Origin of the sequence: Acidovorax sp. PRC11 (assembly GCF_031844105.1) — a bacterium.
Taxonomy (GTDB): Bacteria; Pseudomonadota; Gammaproteobacteria; order Burkholderiales; family Burkholderiaceae_C; genus Paracidovorax.
In genome coordinates, this window is record NZ_JAUZUQ010000008.1 from 47,202 (window position 1) to 68,603 (window position 21,402).

Consider the following 21,402-nt stretch of genomic DNA (forward strand, 5'->3'; position numbering starts at 1 on the left):
GGCAGCTGCAAGGTAGCGCCCACCGAACCTCAGTCCGTTCGCTGGAGTCTCCACTTGCGCGGAAATCGCGGGTGAAAAATAGACTGACACCTGGATGAGCGCAAGAGCTGTGTCAACGACGTGAAATCCATCGTGAAAAGGGCTCCCCTCCCGCGAGATATTCATCAAGACTTCAAATGTGGTTTTTTCATGGATGCCCCTTGGCTGTTCACTTCGCATAGGGAGAATTGGTATCGTAGACACGCCATCCCACACAATGACCCCCAGTCCAGAGAACGTTGTGTCAACCTGGGTATGAATCCTATGGAGGAGCGCCTTGAGCTTAGTTTTAGGCTCCATGGACTCTGGGGGCTTAGAAATCATGTGATTGGGTGGGCACGAGTTGCGTAACGTATTGTCCGCCAGTATCTCCCGCATGCTCGTAGCGAACGCAGTAGGCTTACGCCACATCTCGTGGTAGATCTGATGTTGGCCGGAGCACAGGAACCATTTTTATACCCAGCAACTTTAACCGGCACCATACCCTGGTCAGGTCAGGTCAGGTCAGGTCAGGTCAGGTCAGGTCAGGTCAGGTCAGGTCAGGTCAGGTCAGGTCTGGTCTGGTCAAGTAGACACGGAACGCGTGGTTACCTTGCAGTGTACTTTGTGGTCAAGTGCATCTGGCTTCCGTAGCAATATACCTCTGCCGTCACATGCCTCCTGTATGGCCACTAAGACAATTGCTTTTAAAACGGTTGGTCCTGTGGGTAGTAGTCAATTTAGTCACTTTTGCTGCATCACTTAATTGATGTCTCACATTTTAGGTTCAGGCGACGAGTGAATGGCGCCTTGTCATCGTAATTTATGTGTTTGATGGTGCTGTAAATGCCGTCTGGCCCCCTCGAAGTTCTAGGCGCTGAGGAGGTCGGGTTCGTAGGGGGTACGGTATCAGCATCGGCGGCAAGCCGCCTCCGCAGCACTTGAAGGATTTTAGTTGAATGATTATTCGAGATATTTGACTAGAAGATGTTGCTTGTATTAATTGAGACGTTTTTAATCGGCTCGGGTGAGGCGGTGTAATCGGGCTATCTGCTCTGGGTCTGTGTTAGAAGATTCACGAATTGCTTGACGACTTAATCCACTTGAAAGCAAATCGATTGCAGAGCGCGCGTGTTCCCTGTTACGGGACGTCGTGTTGAGCCCTGCCGCTAGCAGAACTGTTGCAGGCGTCATATTCACCTCTGCAAGAGCTAACGCTTGTGCTGCCCACAGAGCCAATCTACGATCTTTGTCGGCATTGATTTTGCTTATCATTGTGTGCAGCCTACTGCCGGGTGGGGTTGCTCTGGTAATTGAAGAAACTCCTCTTGATGATAGTTGAGAAAGTCTCGATCTGGTGATTTTATGAGGGCGTCGTTCTATGCGAATTGCCTTCATTAATGCGAATGCGAGGTCTCTTTCAATATCATTTATTTTTGGATTTTTATGTTCTTTTTTTCTATTGGTGAGAGTGCTCAATTTTTTGGAGGCAGGGGTTTTTGTCGATGTGAGTTTGGTGATTGGTTTGAGTGGGTGATCTGTAAAATCTGATGGGCTTAATTTTGCAGTGCTTATCAGCCAGTCCTGGTCCCTTACAAGTGCTCTAAAGAGGGCGCGCGATGCACTAGCGAATATTTTTTTAAAATCTCCATTTTTCTTTAGTAGTCGGCCTAACTTCTCTCTATCGCTATCAATGGGCGGCAGTGTTTTCAACTTTGGACACCATCTTTTAATCGAATCTGGATGATGGATCCTCAGGAGCCAGTAGAGTCGAGGGTGAGCTCTCTGGAATTTCGTAGCCACCTCGCCTGGGTATGCTTTTGAAAATTTCAGGAGGACTTCTTCGGCGTGCTTCAAACCGTAGACGTACTTCGGACTCCTTTGCTTGATGTGAATGCCGACAGTTCTATTTTTTGAAATTAATAGGGCGGATTCGTCGAAGGTTAGTCCAGCGGCAGTGAAGAGGGATGCAAAGTCCTCAGCTTTAAACCTTCCCAACTCCAGATTGAGTCTGAGATGGCAGTCGCTGCTTGGTGGTGCGATAACGAATTTGTGAGGAGAAATGCTGATTGGCTTGCCGTAAACTTTGATAAGAGATTTGATATATCCTGTGGAGAAGTCATGCGGCGATAGTCCAAGAGCTTCGCTGGCGGCGGACTTGACTTGAGCGTGCGACCACAGTGAATTTTTAGAAAAAATTGAATCCGCACAAAATTGACTCAATCGCTTGAAGGCGCTGCTTGCTGGCGATTTTCTGACCGGCAATGACCGTAGATCCGCGCCGCATTCGCAGACGATGGGCATAGGTCGAAGTATCATTCTATTAATTGGCACAACAAGCATTTTGCACTTAGGGCATGAAATTCTTAACCATTCTTCATGAATTGTGCACGTCAATGCGGGCTGCATCTGATGAATTCGATGAAGATAGGGCTCACCGTATTTTTTGAAGTCCTCATCAAGGCAGGAAGGACAGAAACGCACAGCGGGTTGGTGATTGCAAGGAATGAATCCAAGGGACCTAAGTCTCCCACTTCGTGTTCCATACCCCGCTGTCTCTAGGTCCAGCGGTCTCTTGTGAGCCGTGTTGAATACTCGAAAGAATTGACTTGTAGTTAACCTATCGGTGACTTCATTTCCTGGTAGCCCCATTTGATCAGTGATGAATGCTACGACTGCAGGATGAGGCGGGCTTGCCTGATAAATTGAAAGATTGGGACTGAGGTGGGCTACAGAATTGGATATTTTTCGAAAAACACTCTCACCATTGTGAACTACAAATCTTGTGAGAGCCGAGCACAGAACTTCGTCTGGGTAAGGGGTGGGAACGTATGGCAGGAATACCATGAAGGGGCTTAGAGAGTTAGTTGGTGCCCAAGACCTTTAGGGAAGCTCATTGATTCGTCGTTGAGCGTACGCGATAAGGTCCGCAGGCCATATACGAAGGCCTGCAGCACGCTGAATTTTCCATAATTTAATGTCGGACTCTCGTTGCACTAAAGAATCGATTGCGAAGTTAACCCGCCGAATTCTGAACGACTCAGGTGTCTCCGAAAAACGTGACAAGAGCGCCTTAAAGTGGGGTAGTTTGTCGCGGCGCCATTGAGAAGATTGCCCCAGCCCTGAGCAAAGCCGAGCTACTGAGATTCGCATGGGTGGTTCAGCCCTTAATAGCAAGATCATCCTAGTGAGAACTTTCGAGCAGAGTTCCTGATCTCGGGCCGGCCAATTCACCGTACCACGCTTGCTCACCGATTTGCGATATTGCGCATTGGAAGTAAGTAGCCAACTACGATCATGTCGATAGAGCCAAGCATAGTCAGAAAAGCCCAGAGATCTTGCTTTAGAGATTCCCTCAACGCCAGGCGTTTTTAACACTCCCATCCACCGGTCACGCCGAGACGTAAGTTGTGCCATGAAAAGTGAACGTTGGCGGTGCAGTTTGGTGTCCTTCTCGTACGCTAATTCCCGATATATAGTTTGCACGGAAACCCCATTACGAAGGGCAATAGATTGCAATTCCAAACCTGACAGCAAGTCGTGCCCTATCGAAGTTCGAGTTTGGGCGCCGACGAATTTACGACGCTCTTTCACTTCGATTTTTCGCTGTCTACGATACTTGACGATGGTGCCGACACTCTTGCCCGTTTGTTGAGCTATCTGACGGCACGACAATGACGGGTTGCGTAGGAGATGTTCTATTTCAAGGCCTGGTACTTGTAGGGATGTCTTTGTCTCACCACGAGGAATCGTGTGCGCACTTCCTCGTGTCGCTTCGCGTGAAGACCGCTCTGCGTCAACTGCCAAGCTGAACTCTGCTATGGAGCCAAATAAAAAATCAATCATTAGCAGGTGGCATATCGGATGCAATGAGCGGTCAGGACGCTCAACCAGATCTTCAATCCAGCGCAAAGGACTTCTGGCGGTCTGCAGCAGTCGGGATTGATGCTGAAAGTTAGCGAAGTCGGCAAAGTAGTGCCTCACCTCAGTTGCAACTAATCGGTAGTCGAGGCTCCGACGGCTCGACTGAAAGCCTTTTGCCGACAGGCGGTTTCGATATACGTTGGAGCGATCGGCATTGTTTATCGGCGGTAGGGCTGCCAGCAGGAGATCCGCCGATAGTTGCGCAAATCGGAATTGAAAACCACATTCAGGGGTGGTGCATTCCTCGCCGCTAGGAAGGCCTGGATACATTAAGGGTTGGCCAAATAGGCCTTCCTTCGGGATACTTTGTTGTTGCAACTGCAGAGAATGGCGGACGCAGCAGATCACTCCGGGTAGATGGTGCTGCCGATGCCAGTAGTGGCAGCCGTTCATCTCAATATCTTCGGCTACACATGCGGGGCAAAAGCGGTGTGGCGTGTTGATTCCGAACCGGTTTGCAACGAGACCAAGCCGCAGTTTCAAGTCAAGGGAGTTACCTGAGCGCGAGTCCTCCATTAGTTGTGCATAGCGCTCGTGATCCAAGAACGGCCTGTGATACGGTAGCAGCGTACTAACTTCCATAAGATCGGCGAAAGAGTCGTGTGGCAGCGCCCTCGCGCATCGCTCGTTCATGGCATCGAAGTGACTGGGAAGGGTAAGGCTGGGTGTAACCGTCCTGCCGCCAAAAATTTTCCTCACTGCGTCTCGGCCCGTTCCCCACGCATTCAAGATTGCTAACCTGCACAGCCATGAATACAGCAGTTCGTCGTGGAGCAGCTCAGGCGTGTAGCAGATAGTGGTTGAAGCGAGACGAGCGCGGTACACGTTTGCTAACTCCAGTCAATCAGCAGTCTCGCGGGCCAGCGGATCTTCTAAGGGGAGGTCAACCGGCTCAACCGGCCGGGGCGTGGCCTTTTTTTTGTTCTTTGTCGCAGGGGGACTGGGGGGCATGCTCTCTTCGTGTACATCGTCAAACTCTTCGTTTTTTACCCCTTTGGGTCGAGCAGGCTCCTCTGCCCCAAGCAGGGCGCGCATAGCTTTGTACCTAGGACTGAACAGCAGATCGTCAAACATTCGAAGCTTTGCAGGCTTCTTGCTGAGCAAGGCTGCAATTGCCGGGCCAAGAAATGCCATGTCAGTCGCCGCGGTTCGCTGAAACGCAGTAGCGTCGATAATTTCGCGCCCGCCAATCTCATTGTGCTGAGATAGTGTGAACGCGAGCGCCGCGAAAGCCGTATTTCCAGCTGAGGCCGTGTACCAAGCATCAAGGATTTCTTTCGTCAGCTTTGTCTTGGTCTTGACAAACGTATAGTCCCAATACGTATCGCAGAATTCTTCCCACTGAGGGCTATTCCTTGCCATCGGCTCAAGTACCAAGCTCCCGAAGGAAGCAAGTTTGCGGGTGTTTCGTACTGCCCCTTCTACGACAGCTTGGACCGCTGGTGTTGCAAGCGCCAATAAGCTAATGCCGAGCCGCTCAATGATTTCACTGAACAGGTTTAGAACAAGCTCCGCATTTTGGGCGCGCGCGCTGCGCAAATTCTGAACTTCATCAACGACAATAAAGCCCAAGGAGACAGCTGTTGCGACCTTGTTCATCAAGTCGACCATGGGTGCAATATTGCGTAGCGCTGCCGCCTTCCTCGAATAGTCGGTTCCTAGCAGTCGGTCGATCTCGTTGAAGAATTGAAGGCATAACGACTTGAGTGTTGCGTCGTGAGGCACTCTTAGAAGAACGTATACGACCTGATGGCATTTCAGATCAGCTCCGTGATAATTAGAGTGGCAAATAACCTGCTTGTATCTCAGTAAAGCTGCAGCTGCGAAAGTAGTCTTGCCTTGCCCGCTAACAGACATCATAAAGTAGCCTTTAGCCGAAGGTTTCCAGTCAGCAGGCATTGGTAGACCATTGGTTCCGGTGGTGGCAATTGCGTGCCTCCTCTGCCGGTCCATCGCAGTCAAAGGGTGGCGCGCTACATAAGTGTCGCGGGCCATCTTGGCCAGGGTGAAGCCAGCCTTTTGATATTCTGGGAAAGGGTAGACGATGTCGTTGATGGTGGACAGCTCCATCAGTCTAACGACCTCACTACTCCTGCGTAGCGTTGCCGATGGCTTCGCTGGGTAGTGCGCGAGGTTAGTCAAAAAGTCACTTTTGCTTTGCTCCAGAGGCGGCATTGCCTCAATGAACGGATTGCCTGCAAAGCGAGAAACTCCTGTATCGTGATACACCGCAGGGAATATCTCAACATCCTTCATCGCTTGCTCCTGTTTAGCTTCACTAGTTCTACCAATCGAGCCTTCTCCTCACGCTCTACTTCGCTCCAGCTTTTCCCAACGGACGCAGTGACCGTGTGCTCCTCGAACTCTGTCCGTGTTTGGGCATGCAACTGGTTTTTGAGTTTTGCGGTTTCTTGATACCTAGCTCGTTGCATATCAGCATTGGGCAAACGTTCGGCGGGGGCGCTCTTCTGCCGGTTGTTGACAGGCTTGGCCGCCTTTGCGGCAACCCGTACGCGTCGACTTTCATGGTCGGAGCGGGCCCAAAGGCGTGCACTGACAGTCGCGAAAGCCTCTTCCTCTTCAATTGAAATTCCTTCGCTGTCCCTTGCGTCACCAGCGCCCATCACGAAACACGGCCATTCGCCGTGTCTGCTCGCTATCATGATTACCGCTGGCTGCGTCTTGTCGAGTCGGATGTCCAGAGAAGGCCTGTTTCTGGGCGATCGCCTGATGTAGTCGATTGCGGCCTCGTTAGAGGGATGATATGCACGAGTCTTGTAGCGAAGAACACCTCCTGAAATACTCGCTTTATCTGAACTGAGTAACAGTCGGTAATAGTCTTCTTCCGTGTACGGTGCAGACCGAAGTCCCGTTATGTTTTCGAGTCCCCAAACGTACGCATTTTTCGGCGTAGGTTCGATGCCGTGTTGTGTAAGGATTTTTCGACGCTTGAGAGCTCGATGGGGACGGTTGTTGTAGTCCTTCACAATTTCGATCAACGCTCGGTACGCATCCGCAAGTGTGTGCACTGCAGCAGCTTCAGCCTTACGTGCAGCCCTTCTTGATTGAGGATCTAAGGGACGGTCTGCGTAAACACCTTTCATCCCCGATGCAGCCATGCGCTGCTTGATAGTGCGGATTAGCCTCTCTACTATTGCTTTGCCGTCTGGGCATAGAGGGGGGAGTGGCGTCAGGTCGATGCGCAGATCATCGACCACGCTTTGCAACATAGATCCACTCATGAAGTCGGATCCACGATCAGGACAGATAACGGCTGGAATACAGCCTATAGGCCATTGATTGTCAGAAACTTCTATGCCCAATCTCGAGAAGCGTTTTTCGCGAGAGGTAAATGCAATTAAGAGCGTGTTGCGAACTTCCTCGTACGAAGGCGCGCGCAAAGAGATGTACGCTGAGACGATAAATCTACTCCACCGGTCAATTAGGAAGTAAATGGTTGGTTTGCCTACCACTACAGGATTTTTTTCGCTGGAGACTAGGTAGAGTCGCCCTCCGGTGGAGTCGATCTCATATATTTCACCTGGACCTGCCGAAACTAGCGAGTTGGTGTTGGCCGGGTCACGACGAAGCCTGCGCTCATTTCGTGCCAAGTCTTCCGTAAGCTGCAACTCGCCATTTATGTAGTAGCAAAACTGGCGATAGGTTACTGGCTCTGATATCTGTTTGTTTATGTACTGGCGATAAGTATCAGGGTGGCTCTTCTGGAAAAAAGTGCTTAAGTAGGTTTCGTGCGCAATGGTCTTATTTGTTGGCCCCTTTCTGAGCAATTGCTTATAGCATCTGAGCATGTCGTCGACATCATCCGGAGTGACAACAAAATTGTTAGGACTTAGTTCATCGCTCAGAATATTTTTCCGGCCGCGGCGATTATTGGTCTTATCCGGAATTTCGCCATTTGCATGGTCTTTTTCACCTGACTCTTCACGACCCCTCTTGGTGCGCTTGGGGCCGCGAGGCAGTGCAACCAGTGCTATTTTTGTGCTGCCGAAGTAGTAGTAACGAAGGATGAGACGGTGCAGCGTCTTTTCCGCAACGTCTATGCTTAAAGCTCTCTCTCGAATTAAGGCGGTAAAGTGATGTCTCGATAGGTTTGTCCTATTTTCAAATGCCTGTATTACAGGCGCGATCTGGTCCCATGCTGATTGAATTTTTACTGCCTGAGAACTACCGCTTTCGGCTGGCACGGAGAGCTGTTGTGGAAGTACTATGCGACCCCATTTCGATGTAGGTGAGGTGAGCGCGCTAAGTTGATTCCAAGAATAGAAAATCGGTCGTTTGGCATACCTGGCTTCTTCGGGTGTGCCCACCCACATCGCATATGCCCCATCCTCAAAAATATGAGTTAGGCGAAGATACCGACCTGGTCGTTCGGAGTCATGCAGTGCCAAGCCTGCGTGAAGGGTTGGCTGATTGGGTAGCGCACGAAAATCAGTCATCGCTTCTTCTGATTCAAAAACAGTGGTCGATTGAGCGCCAACGGATGACCAAGCGAGATATCTATTTGACCTGACCAAGCGCAGTACCGAAACATGTCCAGCACCTGCGAATTGGGGAGTCGAAGAGTCTTGGTGAGCCTTGCCACTAACTCGCTGAGCAACTCGTTGCTTTTGTAGACGCTCTCGAAAGCAAGTAAGAAGCGTGGATCAAGCTGTGTTTCCGGATTGAAACGATGGCGAAACCACCCACGCATGAAGCGGAGGATTTCGAGCAGCGTCTTATTGAAGCGCGACGTATCTACCAAAGTCCAAGGTATGCCTCGTTCTTGACACCATCTGTGCTCCACCTCTAAACGCAATCTCTTTGAGGGATCGGCCGCATCTTCAGAAGTCTTAACGCTCGCTGCACGGTAGCTCTTTCCGTCCGCCGTCAGTTCCGTGATCAGAAAGTCGATCGTGAAGGGCTCCGGCAACCCTCTCTTGTATATGTGTCGAACCTCAAGTTCCGTACAGAGCTCGAGAGTTCTATCCAAATCCAAGATAGGCCATTGCTCTCGAATGTCTATCACACTCTCACGACGTTCCATAAGGTACAGATAGGTGGCCTCCAGATCGGAAAGACCTTGATGCGGGCGACCCGTAACGATGCCATGCCCACCCAACGAAGTGCCGCGCGAAGGAACGTCGCGTATGTAAAGCCAAGGCAGGTACTCGGCGCCCTGGAGCAGGCCTCGTCCCCTCTTGACGCGTGCTCTTAGATGGCTGGGGTAGAGGAGGGGGTCTGCTTTCCAATGCACGCGTCCATTGTGAGGGAATCACCAAAAAAGTCCATAAAAATTGTTTAAAAAGTCCAAAACATTAGTCGAGTAAGGGGGTCATCGCTTCACGGCCGCGCCGAGGTGGTCGAGGGCGCCCAATTGCTTCAACCAGACGGACAGCTGGTTGTAGCAGTGGAATGCCTCCACCTTGCCGTCCCGAAGCCGGAAGACGTCGCAGCAGGGGACGTCGAAGGTGCGGCCCGTTGCGGGCAGGACGCCTTCACTGGTCATGAAATCCCCTTGGTGCGTGCCTTGCAGCCTGAGTTCGACGATCACCGCGTCGCCTGCCGTGTAGACCCGCAGCAGCTCGCGGTGCATGTCGGGAAAGGCTGCCGCAATGGCATGGATCAGTTGGCCCACGTCCCGGCCGGTCAGTCGCATGCCTGAGGCTTCGTCCTGGAAGAAGCCATCGGCGTGGAACAGGTCGGCGAACTGGTCCGCATCCCGGCCGGCGCCTTCCGCCAGGGTATAGAGGTGCCTGATGATGTCTTCGTTGGTGGCCATCTTCGTGTCGTGGAAGGATGAATGAATGTCCGTCTCTGGAGTTCCTGGGAAGTCCCGGACCGGATACGGCTTGTGTGAACGACGTTGGGGGGATGCCTGCGTTTTTCCAGCCCGCCGTTTTGTGAGCGCATTAACAAAAAGTGTCCGCCGACGCGCGGGGACTCTTGGATGCACCGTATGGCTGCCGTGACGGCCCGCCCCGAAGGCCCGTCATACCCCCAGCAACTTCTCCAGCACCTCCACCCGGTGCCGCCGCGGCACCGTGATGGCGTAGAAGCTCTCGGTCAGCTCGCTCGACTGGCCGGCAATGACCAGCAGGCCGCTCTTCAGCTCGTCCTGCACCACCACCTCGGACAGCAGCGCGAGCCAGCCGCTGTCGCGGGCGATCAGGCGCAGCAGGGCCATGTCGTCCACTTCGGCGCGCAGGCGGGGGGCCACGCCGGCCGAGGCGCAGAGCGCGTCGAAGGGGCCGCGCACGGCATGGCGGGGGCCGGGCAGGGCGATGTCCATGCCGTGCAGGTCCTGCGGTACGCGCAGTCCGCCAGCGGGCCAGCGGTGGGCCGGGCCCACGATCGAAATCGCCTGGCTGGCCAGGAAGCGGCAGTGCAGCGGCCGTCCGGGTTCGGCCGGCACGCTCTGGTTGGCCAGCACGACGTCCAATTGGTGCTCCATCAGCCGCTGCAGCAGATCGTCCAGCAGGCCGGATTCGAGGGTCAGCACCACGTCCGGATCGACCAATAGCGGGCGCAGCAGGTTCTCCTGGTAGTTGCGCGACATGGTGGCGACCGCGCCCACGCGCAGCCGCGTCAGCCCCTGGCTGCGGCCCTGCAGCCGGCCCAGCATTTCCTGCCCCAGGCCGAAGATGTCCTCGGCATACGACAGCACCACCCGGCCCGCTTCGGTGAGCACCAGCCGCCGGTTCTCGCGCGTGAACAGCGGCTCGCCCAGCCGCTCTTCGAGCTGGCGGATCTGCGCCGACAGGGCCGACTGCGAGGCATGCACTTCCTCGGCCGCCCGCGTCAGGTGGCCCAGTTTGGCCACCCGCCAGAAATAGAAGAGGTGGTGGAAATTGAGCTGTTCCAGGCGCATCGTTCTTTTTAAAAGATCAATTCGTTTCGTTTAATGAATTTTACAGAACAAGCGCCGAGCGCGACCATGGCGACCCATGAAAGCCCTCGACTCCGTTCTCTCCCTGGCCGCGCTGCTGCCCGCGGCGCTGATGCTCTGCACCGCGGCCGGCCTGTCGCTCCACCGCGGCGCGGTCCGCCCCGCCTGGAAGGCACTGCGTGCGGCGTCCGCGCTGGGCCTGTTGGCTGCGTTGGCCGGCTTGGTGGCCGTGGTGGTGGGCGCTCCGACACCGCTCGCTCCCTGGATCCGCCCCACGGTGCCCGGTACCGCCGTCGCAATACTCGTGCAGGCGCTGGGCGGGGTGGTGGGGGTGTTCTCCGCCCGCTACCTGGAGGGTGAACCGCGCCAGGCCCGCTACGCCGCCGCGCTGGCCGCGGTGCTGGGCGGCGTGCAGCTGTTGCTGCTGGCCGACCACTGGGCCGTGCTGATCGCCGCCTGGGCCGGCATCGGCCTGGCGCTGGAGCGGCTGCTGTGCTTCTACGCCGACCGTCCGTTCGCGCTGCTGGCCGCGCACAAGAAGCGCGTGGCGGACCGGGCGGCCGATGGGCTGCTGGTCGCTGCCGCAGTGCTCTGCTGGCAGGCCGTGGGCAGCGGCTCGCTGAGCGATCTCGCCGTGCACGTGCGGGCCGAGGGCCTGTCGGTGCCGCTGCAGGTGGCCGCGGTGCTGCTGGTGGGCGCCGTGGTGCTGCGCACCGCGCTGATGCCGGTGCACGGCTGGCTGATCCAGGTCATGGAGGCGCCCACGCCGGTGTCGGCGCTGCTGCATGCCGGCGTCGTCAACCTGGGCGGCGTGGTGCTGATCCGCTGCGCGCCGCTGCTGGAGCACGCCACGCCGGCGCGTACCCTGCTGGTGGTGCTGGGCCTGGCGACGGCGCTGGGCGCCGGCCTGGTGATGCTCACCCGCATCAGCATCAAGGTGCGGCTGGCCTGGAGCACCGTGGCGCAGATGGGCTTCATGCTGCTGGAATGCGGGCTGGGCCTCTACACCCTCGCGGCGCTGCACCTGCTGGGCCACTCCATCTACAAGGCGCATGCCTTCCTGGCCGCGTCCGACGCGGTGCGGCACACCCGGGCGCACGCGCTGCGGCCACCGCAGCAGCCCGCCCCTGCCAGCCTGCTGGCCGCGCCGTTCCTGGCCGGCGCGGTCGTGGTGGCCGTGGGCAGTGGCTGGCCGCTCTGGTGGACGGGGGTGATGGCCCTGGCCTGGGCGCCGTTGCTGTGGGTGCCGGCGCTGCCGCCGCTGCTCACCGGCCTGGCCGCCACGGCGCTGCTGACGGCGGTGGCCCGCGCCGCCCATGCGCTGCCGCTCGGCCTGCACGACGCGCCGCATGGCGTGCTGGGGCTGCTGGCCCTGGCCGGCATGGCCGTGCTCTACACCGTGCTCGTCGCGCTCCAGTGGCGGCCCGAGGCGCTGCGCAGCGCGCGGCGCTGGAGCTACGCCGGTTTCTACCTCGACGAGTTCTACACCCGCTGGAGCCTGCGCCTGTGGCCGCGCCGATGGACGCCCGCACGGCCGACACCGCCCACACCCCGCTCCGCCACCACGATCTGACCGCAAAGGACGACGCCATGCACACCGATACCCTCGAACGCGACGCCCTGGCCCGGGCCGAGCCGCACGCCCGCATCCAGGCCGCCTGCGCGCAGGCCTGCAGCGCGATCGCCCCCGCCTGGCCGCTGGACCGCGCCATCGCCGTCAATCCGCACTGGCAGCGCACGGGCCAGCCGCTGCGCCGCGTCGCTGCGCGCATGGCGCTGCTGGGCGGCATCCAGGTGTTCCCGCCGCGCGAGCGCCAGGCGGAGGCCTGGCACGGCGGCCACATCGCCCCGCAGGATCTGGCCCTGGCGTTGCAGCGGCTGCCGGATGCGGCAGGCCTGGGCGCGGAGGATTGCGTCGCCGCGCTGGGCCGCCCTGACGGGCTGCGGCCCCTGCCGCTGCTGATCGACGTGCTGGACAACGACCCGGCCCGGGACATGCGCCTGACCTGGCGCCAGGCCGTCACCCACCAGGTCAGCCAGACCTGCGCGGCGTTCTTCGACCGGGCGCAGGCCGACTGGCAGCCCGAGCGCGGCCCGGGCCTCTACGCCTTCTGGCGCGAGACGCTGACGCACGACCACGGCATCGGCACGCTGATGGGCCTGCCCGGCCTGCACCGCGGCGTGCAGGCCCTGCCGGCGACGCGCGAGGACGCGCAGGCCTGGGCGATGCGCCATCTGCAGCTCCCTGATGGCGCCTGGGCCGACTACCTGGAGGCGGTGCTGCTCACCGTCAACGGCTGGGCCTCGTGGTGCGCGTACCTCGCCTGGCAGGCGCCCGAGGGCGCGCCGGAGCGCGAGCACCTGCGCGATTTGCTGGCCATCCGCCTGGCCTGGGGCGCGGTGCTGCTGGAGTGCAAGGAGGACGCCGCCGCGCGCCAGGCCTTCGCCGCGCTGCAGGCCGAGTGGCGCCGCGCGCCCGAGCGGCTGCGGCAGGCCGAGCAGGCGCTGGTCGTCGACGAGGTCTGGCAGCTCGCGCTGGAGCTGGGCTACCAGCGCACGCTGGCCCGGGAACTGGCCCAGTCCCCGGGCGTCCGGCCCGCCGAACCCGAGGCGCAGGCCGTGTTCTGCATCGACGTGCGCAGCGAACCGCTGCGCCGCGCGCTGGAGGCCGTGTCGCCGACGCTGCAGACGCTGGGCTTCGCCGGCTTCTTCGGGGTGCCGGCGGCGTACACGCCGCTGGGCACCACGGCGCGCCGGCCGCAGCTGCCGGGCCTGCTGCAGCCGGCGGTGGAAGTGACCGACCAGCTGCCCGACACCGCAGCCGCCATCGCCGCGCGCCACCGCCGCCTGGGCTGGGCCGCGCAGTGGGAGTCCGCCACGCGCTGGCCCGGCGCGGCCTTCTCCTTCGTCGAGGCGCTGGGCGCGGGCTACCTCGGCAAGCTGGGCGGCTGGCTGTGGCCGCGCGAACAGGCCCGCGACAGCGGCGACCACGACGGCCTGCCGGCACGCTACCGCCCCGTCTGCCGGCCCATGCTGAGCGGCCTGTCGCTGCAGGAGCGCGCCGCGCTCGCCGCGCGCGTGCTCAAGGGCCTGGGCCTGGCCCGCGGCGCCGCGCCGCTGGTGATGCTGGTGGGCCATGGCAGCCAGTCGGCCAACAACGCCCAGGCCGCCGCGCTGGACTGCGGCGCCTGCTGCGGCCAGACCGGCGAGGTCAATGCGCGCGCCCTGGCGCTGCTGCTGAACGATGCCGGGGTGCGTGCCGCGCTGCCGGCGCTCGGCATCGCGCTGCCCGAGGCCACGCGGTTCGTCGCCGCGCTGCACAACACGACCACCGACGAGATCGAGGGCTTCGACCTCGATCTGCTGACGCCCGAGGCGCGGGCGCGGTGGGAGCGCTGGCAGCCGGTGTTCACCGCCGCGGGCGACCGCGTGCGCCGCGAACGCGCCCCCTCGCTCGGCCTGGACGCGCAGGCCGCGGCCGGGGACCTGCTGTCCGCGCTGCGCCGCCGCGCCAGCGACGGCGCCCAGACCCGGCCCGAATGGGGCCTGGCCGGCAATGCCGCCTTCGTCATCGCGCCGCGCGCCCGCACCCGGGGCGCGGAGCTGGGCGGCCGCGCCTTCCTGCACGACTACGACCCCGGCCAGGATGCCGACGGCAGCCTGCTGGAGCTGCTGATGACGGCACCCATGCTCGTGACGCACTGGATCAACTGGCAATACCACGCCTCCACCTGCGATCCCGAGCGCCTGGGCAGCGGCAACAAGCTGCTGCACAACGTGGTGGGCGGGCACATCGGCGTGTTCGAGGGCAATGGCGGCGACCTGCGCATCGGCCTGTCGCGCCAGTCGCTGCACGACGGCCAGCGCTGGATGCACGAGCCGCTGCGGCTCACCGTGGCCATCGACGCGCCCGCGGCGGCGATCGATGCGGTCATCGCAAAACACGCGGTGCTGCAGCAACTGCTCGGCCACGGGTGGCTGCACCTGTGGCGGTTCGGGGAAGCGGGGCTGGAGCGGCGCGATGGGGGGCGGTGGTGCGCTGTGGAAGCGGGTCCATCCACGGTGTGAACGGGGAGCAGCGGCAGACCGCCTACCGCGGGGCAGGGGGCCACGTGCCGGCGGCCAGGCGCGCTTCGAACCATCGGGGCATGGCCGCATCCTCGACCGCGTACTCGCCGCGTGCCGATTTCCATACCAGGGCCGGTGTGCGCTGCCGCAGCGATTCCAGCGCCTTCTGCGCCTGCTGAACGCTCACCGGGCGGTCCAGCTTCTCGCGGTAGAAGCGCAGGGCTTCGGCATCGTAGGGGCGGAAGCGCGGCCCCTGCGCCAGCATGCGCCACAGCACCGCCTGTTCGATCGGCTTGAGGCCCAGGTAGTCGGACTCCATCTGCGCTTCGTCCTGCGCCTGCTGGTCCTCGGCGGCCTGTTGCAGCGCCGGCTCGAAACGGCCGCTGTGGTCCGACAGAGGGCTGAGCACGGCGCCCATCGCCGCCATGAAGAACTGTGGCCGGTGACCGAAGGCGGCGAATGCCGCTTGCAGTGCAGCCCGGTCCACGGGGACCAGGTCCGGCCGCTGGGCTTCCACCCGCCCGGCCACGTGGGCGATGAAGTCGGTATCCAGCGGCGGCAGTGCCTGGATCTGCGAACCGTAGAACGGAGCCCCCGCGCTCACCACCAGACGCAGCAGCTTGTCGCGGTCGGAGCCCGACATCACCAGCATCAGGTTCACCCGACCGGGCTGGTTGATCTGGTCCCGCGCGGATTTCAGGGCCGTCATCGCCGCTTCTCCCGCCTCGCTGGTCAGGGCATGCTGCGCCTCGTCGATGATCAGCGCCACGGGCCTGCCCGCTGCCTGCTGCAGGCTGCGCAACGCGTCCACCAGGGTCAGACCGTCGATCTGGCCGATCCGGCTGGTGTCGATGTCCAGCGCGCCGGCCACCTTCACGCTCTTGACGCCGGCCTTCTTCGCGGTGCGGGCCACGAGCCCGAGATGGGACTGCAAGGCCTGTGCGATGGCCTCGGCAATCAGGGTGCCCGGATCGCGCCGGATGTCGGCCCACAGGTCCACATACACCACTTCAACGCCCGCCTGTTGCAGGGCCGGTGCGAGGTCGCCCTGCAGGAACGTGCTTTTGCCGGTGCGGCGGGGCGCAGCGAGGAACAGGCCATTGTGTGCATCGCCCAGCAGCAGGCGCCCCCCCAGGGCCTGCACCATGTGCTGCGCCAATGCCGCGCGGTGGTAGGCGATCATGCGATTACCCTTTTTTATCCGTAGAAAGATATTTTATCTTTTTTTGGATAAAACTCGATAGTCGATGCCCGCCGTTCAGCCGATGGATGACGCACCGCGTCGCCGGGCCGGTGGACAATTCCTTTCCACATGCTCACCATCCACGCCGACACCTCGCACGTCATCCAGCTCGCGGTGGGGCCCGCGTTCATGCTGGCCGCCATCGGCGGCACGCTCACGGTGCTCACCAACCGGCTGGCCCGCATCAACGACCGCACCATCAAGCGCCGGGACGATCTGGAACATGCGTCGGGCGAAGCCAGCCCGGCGCTGCAGCAGGAGCTGCAGGCCCTCAACCGCCGCGCGAAGGTTGTCAATGCCGCGATCACCGTCGCCGCCGGCTGCGCGATCCTGGTGTGCTTTCTGATCGTGTCGCTTTTCGTGGGCAACGAGCTGGGCATCGCCTTCGACCGGCCGGTGGCGGGCCTCTTCGTGCTCGCGATGCTGGGGCTCGTGGGCACCTACACGCTCATGCTGGTGGAGATCTACCTGGCGCAGCACAGCATCAATCCGACGTGACGGCAGATGGCGCCGGTGCGGGGCCGAGAAGCGTTCGCACCATTTCTCCGAGCGGCCCGCGCCAGCGGCGATGATGCGGGTACTACTACCCCAGGAGCCTCCATGTCCCGGCTGATGACTTTTCTTGCTTTCGTAGGCGTGCTGGCCGCGCTGTACTTCGCGTACCGTTACGGCGTTTTCTGAGCCGGCGAGGCGGGCCGAACGCAGGCGCGGCATACCATGGGCTGCCGCGCCCGCCCGGGGTCACCCCGCGTGCGCCCGCATCCACGCCACGATGTCGGCCGTCACTTCGTCCCGGTTGGTTTCGTTCACGATCTCGTGCCGGCCGGCGGGGTACAGCCTCACCGTCACATCCCGCAGGCCCGCGTCGCGGTAGCGCTGCCCCAGCAGCTGCAGCCGCTCGCCGCCGGCGGCGAGCGGGTCGGCGTCGCCGGAGGCGATCAGCAGGGGCAGGTCGCTGCGGATGCGCGCGAGCTGCGCCGGGTCGGCCACGCGCGGGGCGGGCGAAAGGAGGGCGGGGAACACGTCGGCGGGCACGTCCCATCCGCACCACGGGTCGGCGATGTAGGCATCGACCTCGGCGGCATCGCGCGACAGCCATTCGTAGCCCGTGCGGTGCTCGAAACCCGCATTGAGCGCCGCGAGGCCGGAGGGCGCGCCCGCCGGAGCCCGGGCCATGCCGGCCGCGAACAGATCCAGCGCGGTGGAGCCCGACAGCACCACGCCCGACCACGTGGCCGAGTGGTCGAGCAGGGCGGCCTGGGCCGCGAAGGAGCCCATCGAGTGGGCGAACAGGAACAGCGGCAGGTCGGCATGCCGGGACCGCAGCGCAGCGCCGAACTGGGCCACGTCGGCGATCAATCCGCCGAACCCGGCCGGGCCGAAATCACCCATGCGCCCGGCGGCGGTGCGCCCGTGCCCGCGGTGGTCGACGGCATGGACCAGGAACCCGGCGGCGTTCAGCGCCTTCGCGAACCGGTCGTAGCGCTCGCCGTGCTCGGCGAGTCCGTGGGCGATCTGCACCACGCCCGTGGGCGTGCCCGTGACGTCGGTCCAGGCGTACGCTGTGACGGGCGTGCCGTCCGCATCGGAGAGGAAGGAGGAGGTCGATGTGCTCATCGTTCCATTCTCACACCGCGGCGGCAGGGTCCGCCAGCGCGGTTCCCTCAGTCGCTGTCCGCGTCCGCGTCCGAATCCGTGTCCATGTCCGTATCCGGGCCGATGCCGGAATCCGCGCCGCGCTGGCAGTGCGGGGGCGGCGGCCATCCGCCTTCCCTGCCTCCCGCGCCATCGCGCCGTGCGCTTTCCTGCTGCCGCCACTCGCGGGGCGAGAGTCCGCATTGCGCCTTGAAGGCCCGCGACAGTGCCGCCTCGCTGCCGTAGCCCACGTCCACGGCGATGGCCTTGAGCTGCCGTCCCTGCAGCAGGGCCTGCTGCGCGAGCCGGATGCGCCAGACCTGGAGGTAGCCGCCCGGCGTGCAGCCCAGGGTGTCGCGGAAGGTGTTGGCGAATGCCGTGCGCGACATGCCGGCGGCGGCGGCGAGGGCGTCGAGCGACCACTCCTGCTCGGGCCGTTCGTGCAGGGCCACGAGCGCCCGGCGCAGCTTGGGATGGGACAGGCCGGCCAGCATGCCGCCCTCGATCCCCTGCGTTTCCATGAGGTGCCGCAGCACCTGGATCAGCACCACGCCGAACAGCCGGTCGATCAGCGCATGGCGGCCGCAGTTGTCGCCGAACGCTTCCGTGAACAGCAGCGAGAGCACGCCGGCCGCGCCATCGATGGACGCGAGCGGCACGCAGATCTCGTCCGGCAGGGCGCGGGCGACGGGATTCGCGGCACCGCCCTCGAAATCCAGCCGTGCGCACACCAGGTGCGCCCCCAGCTCCGTGCCGCACACGAACTGCCGCGGTACCGGCCGGGGATAGAGCAGCAGGCTGGGGACGTTCACCGTGAGCGGCGGATGCCCCGGCCGCACCACGCCGACCGGGCCGGAGCGGACCAGGTGCATGTGGCCGCCTTCGCCCGGGGCGAGGAGGTCCGTGACGCCGCACAGGGAGCCTGCGTGGAACATGTGCGTGCGCACGGGGAAATGGGTCAGCAGGGCTTGCAAGCGATCGGTGCAGGATTCGATCATTTGGTACTCGCTGTCAAGTTTTAGGTATTTTATGTGTTCTTCGATTCAGTCTTTCACTCTACAGTGTAGTTCGCGTTCGGCCTCTTCCCCCCATTCCCCTCTGCCAGGAGACATTCATGACCTCGGAACCCGTTCTGTACCGCGCTCTCACGGCCACCGCCGGACACAGTCCGGTGTGCGATGCCTCGCTGCAGGATGTCCTGAAGGGGCCCATGCCGTGGGACCGGTACGGAGACGGCGGACGGCCCGGCCTCTCCGCCGCGCAGCCGGCGCTGACCGGCTATTCGGCGTGTTTCCTCAGCGCACTGCAGTTCGTGGCGGCGCAGGACCGGGTGAGGTTGCCCGCCACCATCGTGGTCACCGAGACCGCGGCCCTCGCGGCCATTCCCACCGGCTTCGCCATCCAGGTGGATCTGCGCGTCAACGTGCCCGGGATGCCCCCGGGCCTGGCGCGCGAGTTGATCGACAAGGCCCACATCGTCTGCCCCTATTCGCGGGTGACGCGCAACACCGTCGACGTGCGCCTGACGCTGGTCTGAATTCCGCTGCCGCCCGCCGGGGTGCCCGGCGCGCGCGCAGCCCTTACCGCTTCAGGCGCTCGATCTCCGCGCGCAGCTGCTCGATCATCAGGCGCTGCTCCGCGATCGCGTCGCGCTGCTCCTTGAGCAGCGTGTGCAGGCCCTGGATCGCGACGAGGGCCGCGCCGTCGGCGTCCACCGTGTTGATGGTGGTGTCGTTCTCGCCCAGGCCGAAGGCCGCGCGGAAATCCTGCGCGGTGGGCCCGAGGTGGCGGATGGCCGGGGCCTGGGTCTTGTAGTTCCAGGTCTGGATCGGCATGGCCGCGATCTTCTCCAGCACGGCGACCGGGTCCACGTCCGCGAAGTTCTCTTTCTTGTTCCGGTCGCTGATGCTGTTCCATGCGCCCCCGCCGGCGGCCACGGTGACCCCTGAGGACAGGTTCTGGCTGGTATAGAAATAGATGCCGCCGCAGCCACGGGCGACGAACTGGTTGTTGGCGGTGGTCCGGACGTCGTCGCTGGAAAAACTCGCGCACCCATCGCCGAGCACGATGGCGCCCTGGTGGCTTGCAGTGGCATTCTTGCCGATGGCCACGCTGAACTGCCCCGTGGCCTTGTTCTGCAGGCCGATCGCCACGCCGAAGTTGCCGGTCGCACGCGAGGGCCCGATCGTGATCGAGGCAAGGCCGCTGGCAATGGAACTCGGCCCCAGGGCCAGTGCGTCGTCGTAGGTGGCTTGCGCGCCGCTGCCGATGGCGACCGCACCCACGCCCGATGCCGTGCCGTTGAAGGCGAGGGTGCGGTCGGATTGGGCGGTGCCGCTGTTGCCCAGCGCGACGGAGCTGTCGCCATGCGCAGAGGTGCTCTGACCGGCCGCGAAGCTGTTGGGCCCCACTGCCCGCGTGTTCGACCCGAACGCGGCGGAGGCATCGCCGATGTTCGCGTCGTCCCAGTAGGCTGCGCCGAAGCTGTCCACGCGGCCCGCGCGGAACGCGGACTTGGAGGGCACCCACATCATCCGCACGCCGGCCCCGCTGGCGGGCGTGGTGCCGTTGCCGGACGTGCCGCCGACGGTGAAGGCACCGTCGTCGGACAGCCGCATCAGGGCCTGGTCGCCGCCACCGGTGGCGACGTTGACCAGCGCGGCGGTGCCGGTGCCGATCGCGTTCGCCGACGCGATGTTCACCAGCGGCAGCGTGGCGCTGGCCTGGATGGCGGCGGGGGAGAGCCCGACCACCGTGCCGGAGGTGTCCGCGCCCCTGGCGGCCAGCAGCGACCAGTCGGCCGTCTGGCCCGGCGTGCTGCCCGCCGCCACCACGGAAGAGATGGCGACGTACGAGGAACCGAGGTATTGCACCGCGTCGCGCGCGACGTAGGAAGCAGAGGCCGACCATGCGCCCTGCCAGGTGAGTCCGATCGGGCCCTGGATGCCTGCAGGGCCGGTCGTTCCCTGCACGCCTTGCGGGCCGGCGGGGCCCGTGGCCCCGGCCGAACCCACGGCCCCTGCAGGTCCGGTCGCGCCGGTGGTCCCGGTGGCGCCCGCTGCACCGGTCACCCCGGCCGGTCCCGTGGCGCCGGTTTCTCCCCGGGGGCCCATGGCTCCGGTGGCACCGGTGGCACCGGTGGTGCCCCGGGGGCCGGTGATCGCTGCGGGATCGCAGTTGCCCACTACGCCGGTCGCATCGCGGCAGACGACCTGCTGGAACGTCGCCGACGTGTTGGGTAGCCCCGGCAGTTGCACGCCCCCGGGACCGGCGCGCAAGGCCGGCGTGTCGGGGTTGGAATTCAGGACCACGCTGCCTCCAGGGGGCGGGGTGAGCGTGATGTCGGCAGCGAGGGCGGGCGCGCCGACCAGGGCCGCAATGGCCCAGAAGCAGGGATGGGGAGTCATGAGGGATGCATGGGAGGCGGCAGGGCTGCCACCGGAGGGAGCGCCGTGAACGAAGGGATTCGCCAGGATCGCCATAGGATAGGAGCGCGGTTGCAAAAACTTGCAACTTCTTTGCCGGTTTCCGAAAGCCACTGTCGCGTGATCGGCCCTGCCCCGGCAGCTCGACTGTGCGTCGTTCCTTAGTCCTACAGTGACGCGCACGTGCGGGGGCTAATTTCTTG

The 21,402-nt window shown here is 62.3% G+C and carries 15 protein-coding genes and 1 pseudogene; 4 read left to right on the top strand and 12 right to left on the bottom strand.

Annotation, left to right across the window (positions count from 1 at the left end; all coding sequences use genetic code 11):
- Positions 1–1,032: 1,032 nt before the first annotated feature.
- From Q9R47_RS11110 to Q9R47_RS11140, 8 genes and pseudogenes are all read right to left on the bottom strand, one after another.
- Positions 1,033–2,322, bottom strand: a complete 1,290-nt coding sequence (locus Q9R47_RS11110) for a hypothetical protein (protein ID WP_311233257.1) — start codon at positions 2,320–2,322, stop codon at positions 1,033–1,035.
- An 84-nt stretch (positions 2,323–2,406) separates the two neighbouring features.
- Positions 2,407–2,865 (bottom strand): annotated as a pseudogene (locus Q9R47_RS24310) (TniQ family protein); the annotation flags it as partial.
- Between the two features lie 36 nt (positions 2,866–2,901).
- Entirely contained in the window at positions 2,902–4,767 is a 1,866-nt protein-coding gene (locus tag Q9R47_RS11115; RefSeq protein ID WP_311233258.1) for a TnsD family Tn7-like transposition protein, read from the bottom strand.
- 15 nt (positions 4,768–4,782) lie between these two features.
- Positions 4,783–6,198, bottom strand: a complete 1,416-nt coding sequence (locus Q9R47_RS11120; protein ID WP_311233259.1) for an ATP-binding protein — start codon at positions 6,196–6,198, stop codon at positions 4,783–4,785.
- Entirely contained in the window at positions 6,195–8,399 is a 2,205-nt protein-coding gene (locus Q9R47_RS11125) for a hypothetical protein (protein WP_311233260.1), read from the bottom strand. Before Q9R47_RS11125 ends, Q9R47_RS11120 begins: the two co-directional genes overlap by 4 nt.
- Positions 8,396–8,986 (bottom strand): TnsA endonuclease N-terminal domain-containing protein, encoded by a 591-nt coding sequence (locus tag Q9R47_RS11130; protein WP_311233427.1) that lies wholly within the window; start codon positions 8,984–8,986, stop codon positions 8,396–8,398. Before Q9R47_RS11130 ends, Q9R47_RS11125 begins: the two co-directional genes overlap by 4 nt.
- Before the next feature lie 288 nt (positions 8,987–9,274).
- Positions 9,275–9,721 (bottom strand): ester cyclase, encoded by a 447-nt coding sequence (locus Q9R47_RS11135; protein WP_311233261.1) that lies wholly within the window; start codon positions 9,719–9,721, stop codon positions 9,275–9,277.
- Between the two features lie 210 nt (positions 9,722–9,931).
- Positions 9,932–10,810, bottom strand: a complete 879-nt coding sequence (locus tag Q9R47_RS11140) for a LysR family transcriptional regulator (protein WP_311233262.1) — start codon at positions 10,808–10,810, stop codon at positions 9,932–9,934.
- A gap of 76 nt (positions 10,811–10,886) precedes the next feature.
- Here Q9R47_RS11140 and Q9R47_RS11145 point away from each other — a divergent pair, with 76 nt between their 5' ends.
- Positions 10,887–12,401, top strand: a complete 1,515-nt coding sequence (locus Q9R47_RS11145) for an NADH-quinone oxidoreductase subunit L (protein ID WP_311233263.1) — start codon at positions 10,887–10,889, stop codon at positions 12,399–12,401.
- Between the two features lie 17 nt (positions 12,402–12,418).
- Positions 12,419–14,896, top strand: coding sequence for a DUF2309 domain-containing protein (locus Q9R47_RS11150; protein ID WP_311233264.1), 2,478 nt, complete (start codon positions 12,419–12,421; stop codon positions 14,894–14,896).
- 22 nt (positions 14,897–14,918) lie between these two features.
- Here the strand turns inward: Q9R47_RS11150 and Q9R47_RS11155 are convergent, their stop codons facing one another.
- Positions 14,919–16,079, bottom strand: a complete 1,161-nt coding sequence (locus tag Q9R47_RS11155) for an AAA family ATPase (RefSeq protein WP_311233265.1) — start codon at positions 16,077–16,079, stop codon at positions 14,919–14,921.
- A gap of 129 nt (positions 16,080–16,208) precedes the next feature.
- On the opposite strand from Q9R47_RS11155, the gene Q9R47_RS11160 reads away from it, so the two are divergent.
- Positions 16,209–16,637 (top strand): DUF2721 domain-containing protein, encoded by a 429-nt coding sequence (locus tag Q9R47_RS11160; RefSeq protein WP_311233266.1) that lies wholly within the window; start codon positions 16,209–16,211, stop codon positions 16,635–16,637.
- 243 nt (positions 16,638–16,880) lie between these two features.
- Here Q9R47_RS11160 and Q9R47_RS11165 read toward each other — a convergent pair whose 3' ends face one another.
- Positions 16,881–17,756 (bottom strand): alpha/beta fold hydrolase, encoded by an 876-nt coding sequence (locus Q9R47_RS11165; RefSeq protein WP_311233267.1) that lies wholly within the window; start codon positions 17,754–17,756, stop codon positions 16,881–16,883.
- 47 nt (positions 17,757–17,803) lie between these two features.
- Complete coding sequence (locus Q9R47_RS11170) at positions 17,804–18,772, bottom strand: AraC family transcriptional regulator (RefSeq protein WP_311233268.1); 969 nt, start codon at positions 18,770–18,772, stop codon at positions 17,804–17,806.
- A 116-nt stretch (positions 18,773–18,888) separates the two neighbouring features.
- Between Q9R47_RS11170 and Q9R47_RS11175 the strand changes: the two genes are divergently transcribed.
- On the top strand, positions 18,889–19,311 hold the full coding sequence (locus Q9R47_RS11175) for an OsmC family protein (RefSeq protein ID WP_311233269.1): 423 nt from the start codon (positions 18,889–18,891) through the stop codon (positions 19,309–19,311).
- A gap of 43 nt (positions 19,312–19,354) precedes the next feature.
- On the opposite strand, the gene Q9R47_RS11180 is transcribed toward Q9R47_RS11175, so the two are convergent.
- Complete coding sequence (locus Q9R47_RS11180) at positions 19,355–21,181, bottom strand: tail fiber domain-containing protein (RefSeq protein ID WP_311233270.1); 1,827 nt, start codon at positions 21,179–21,181, stop codon at positions 19,355–19,357.
- Positions 21,182–21,402 lie beyond the last annotated feature (221 nt).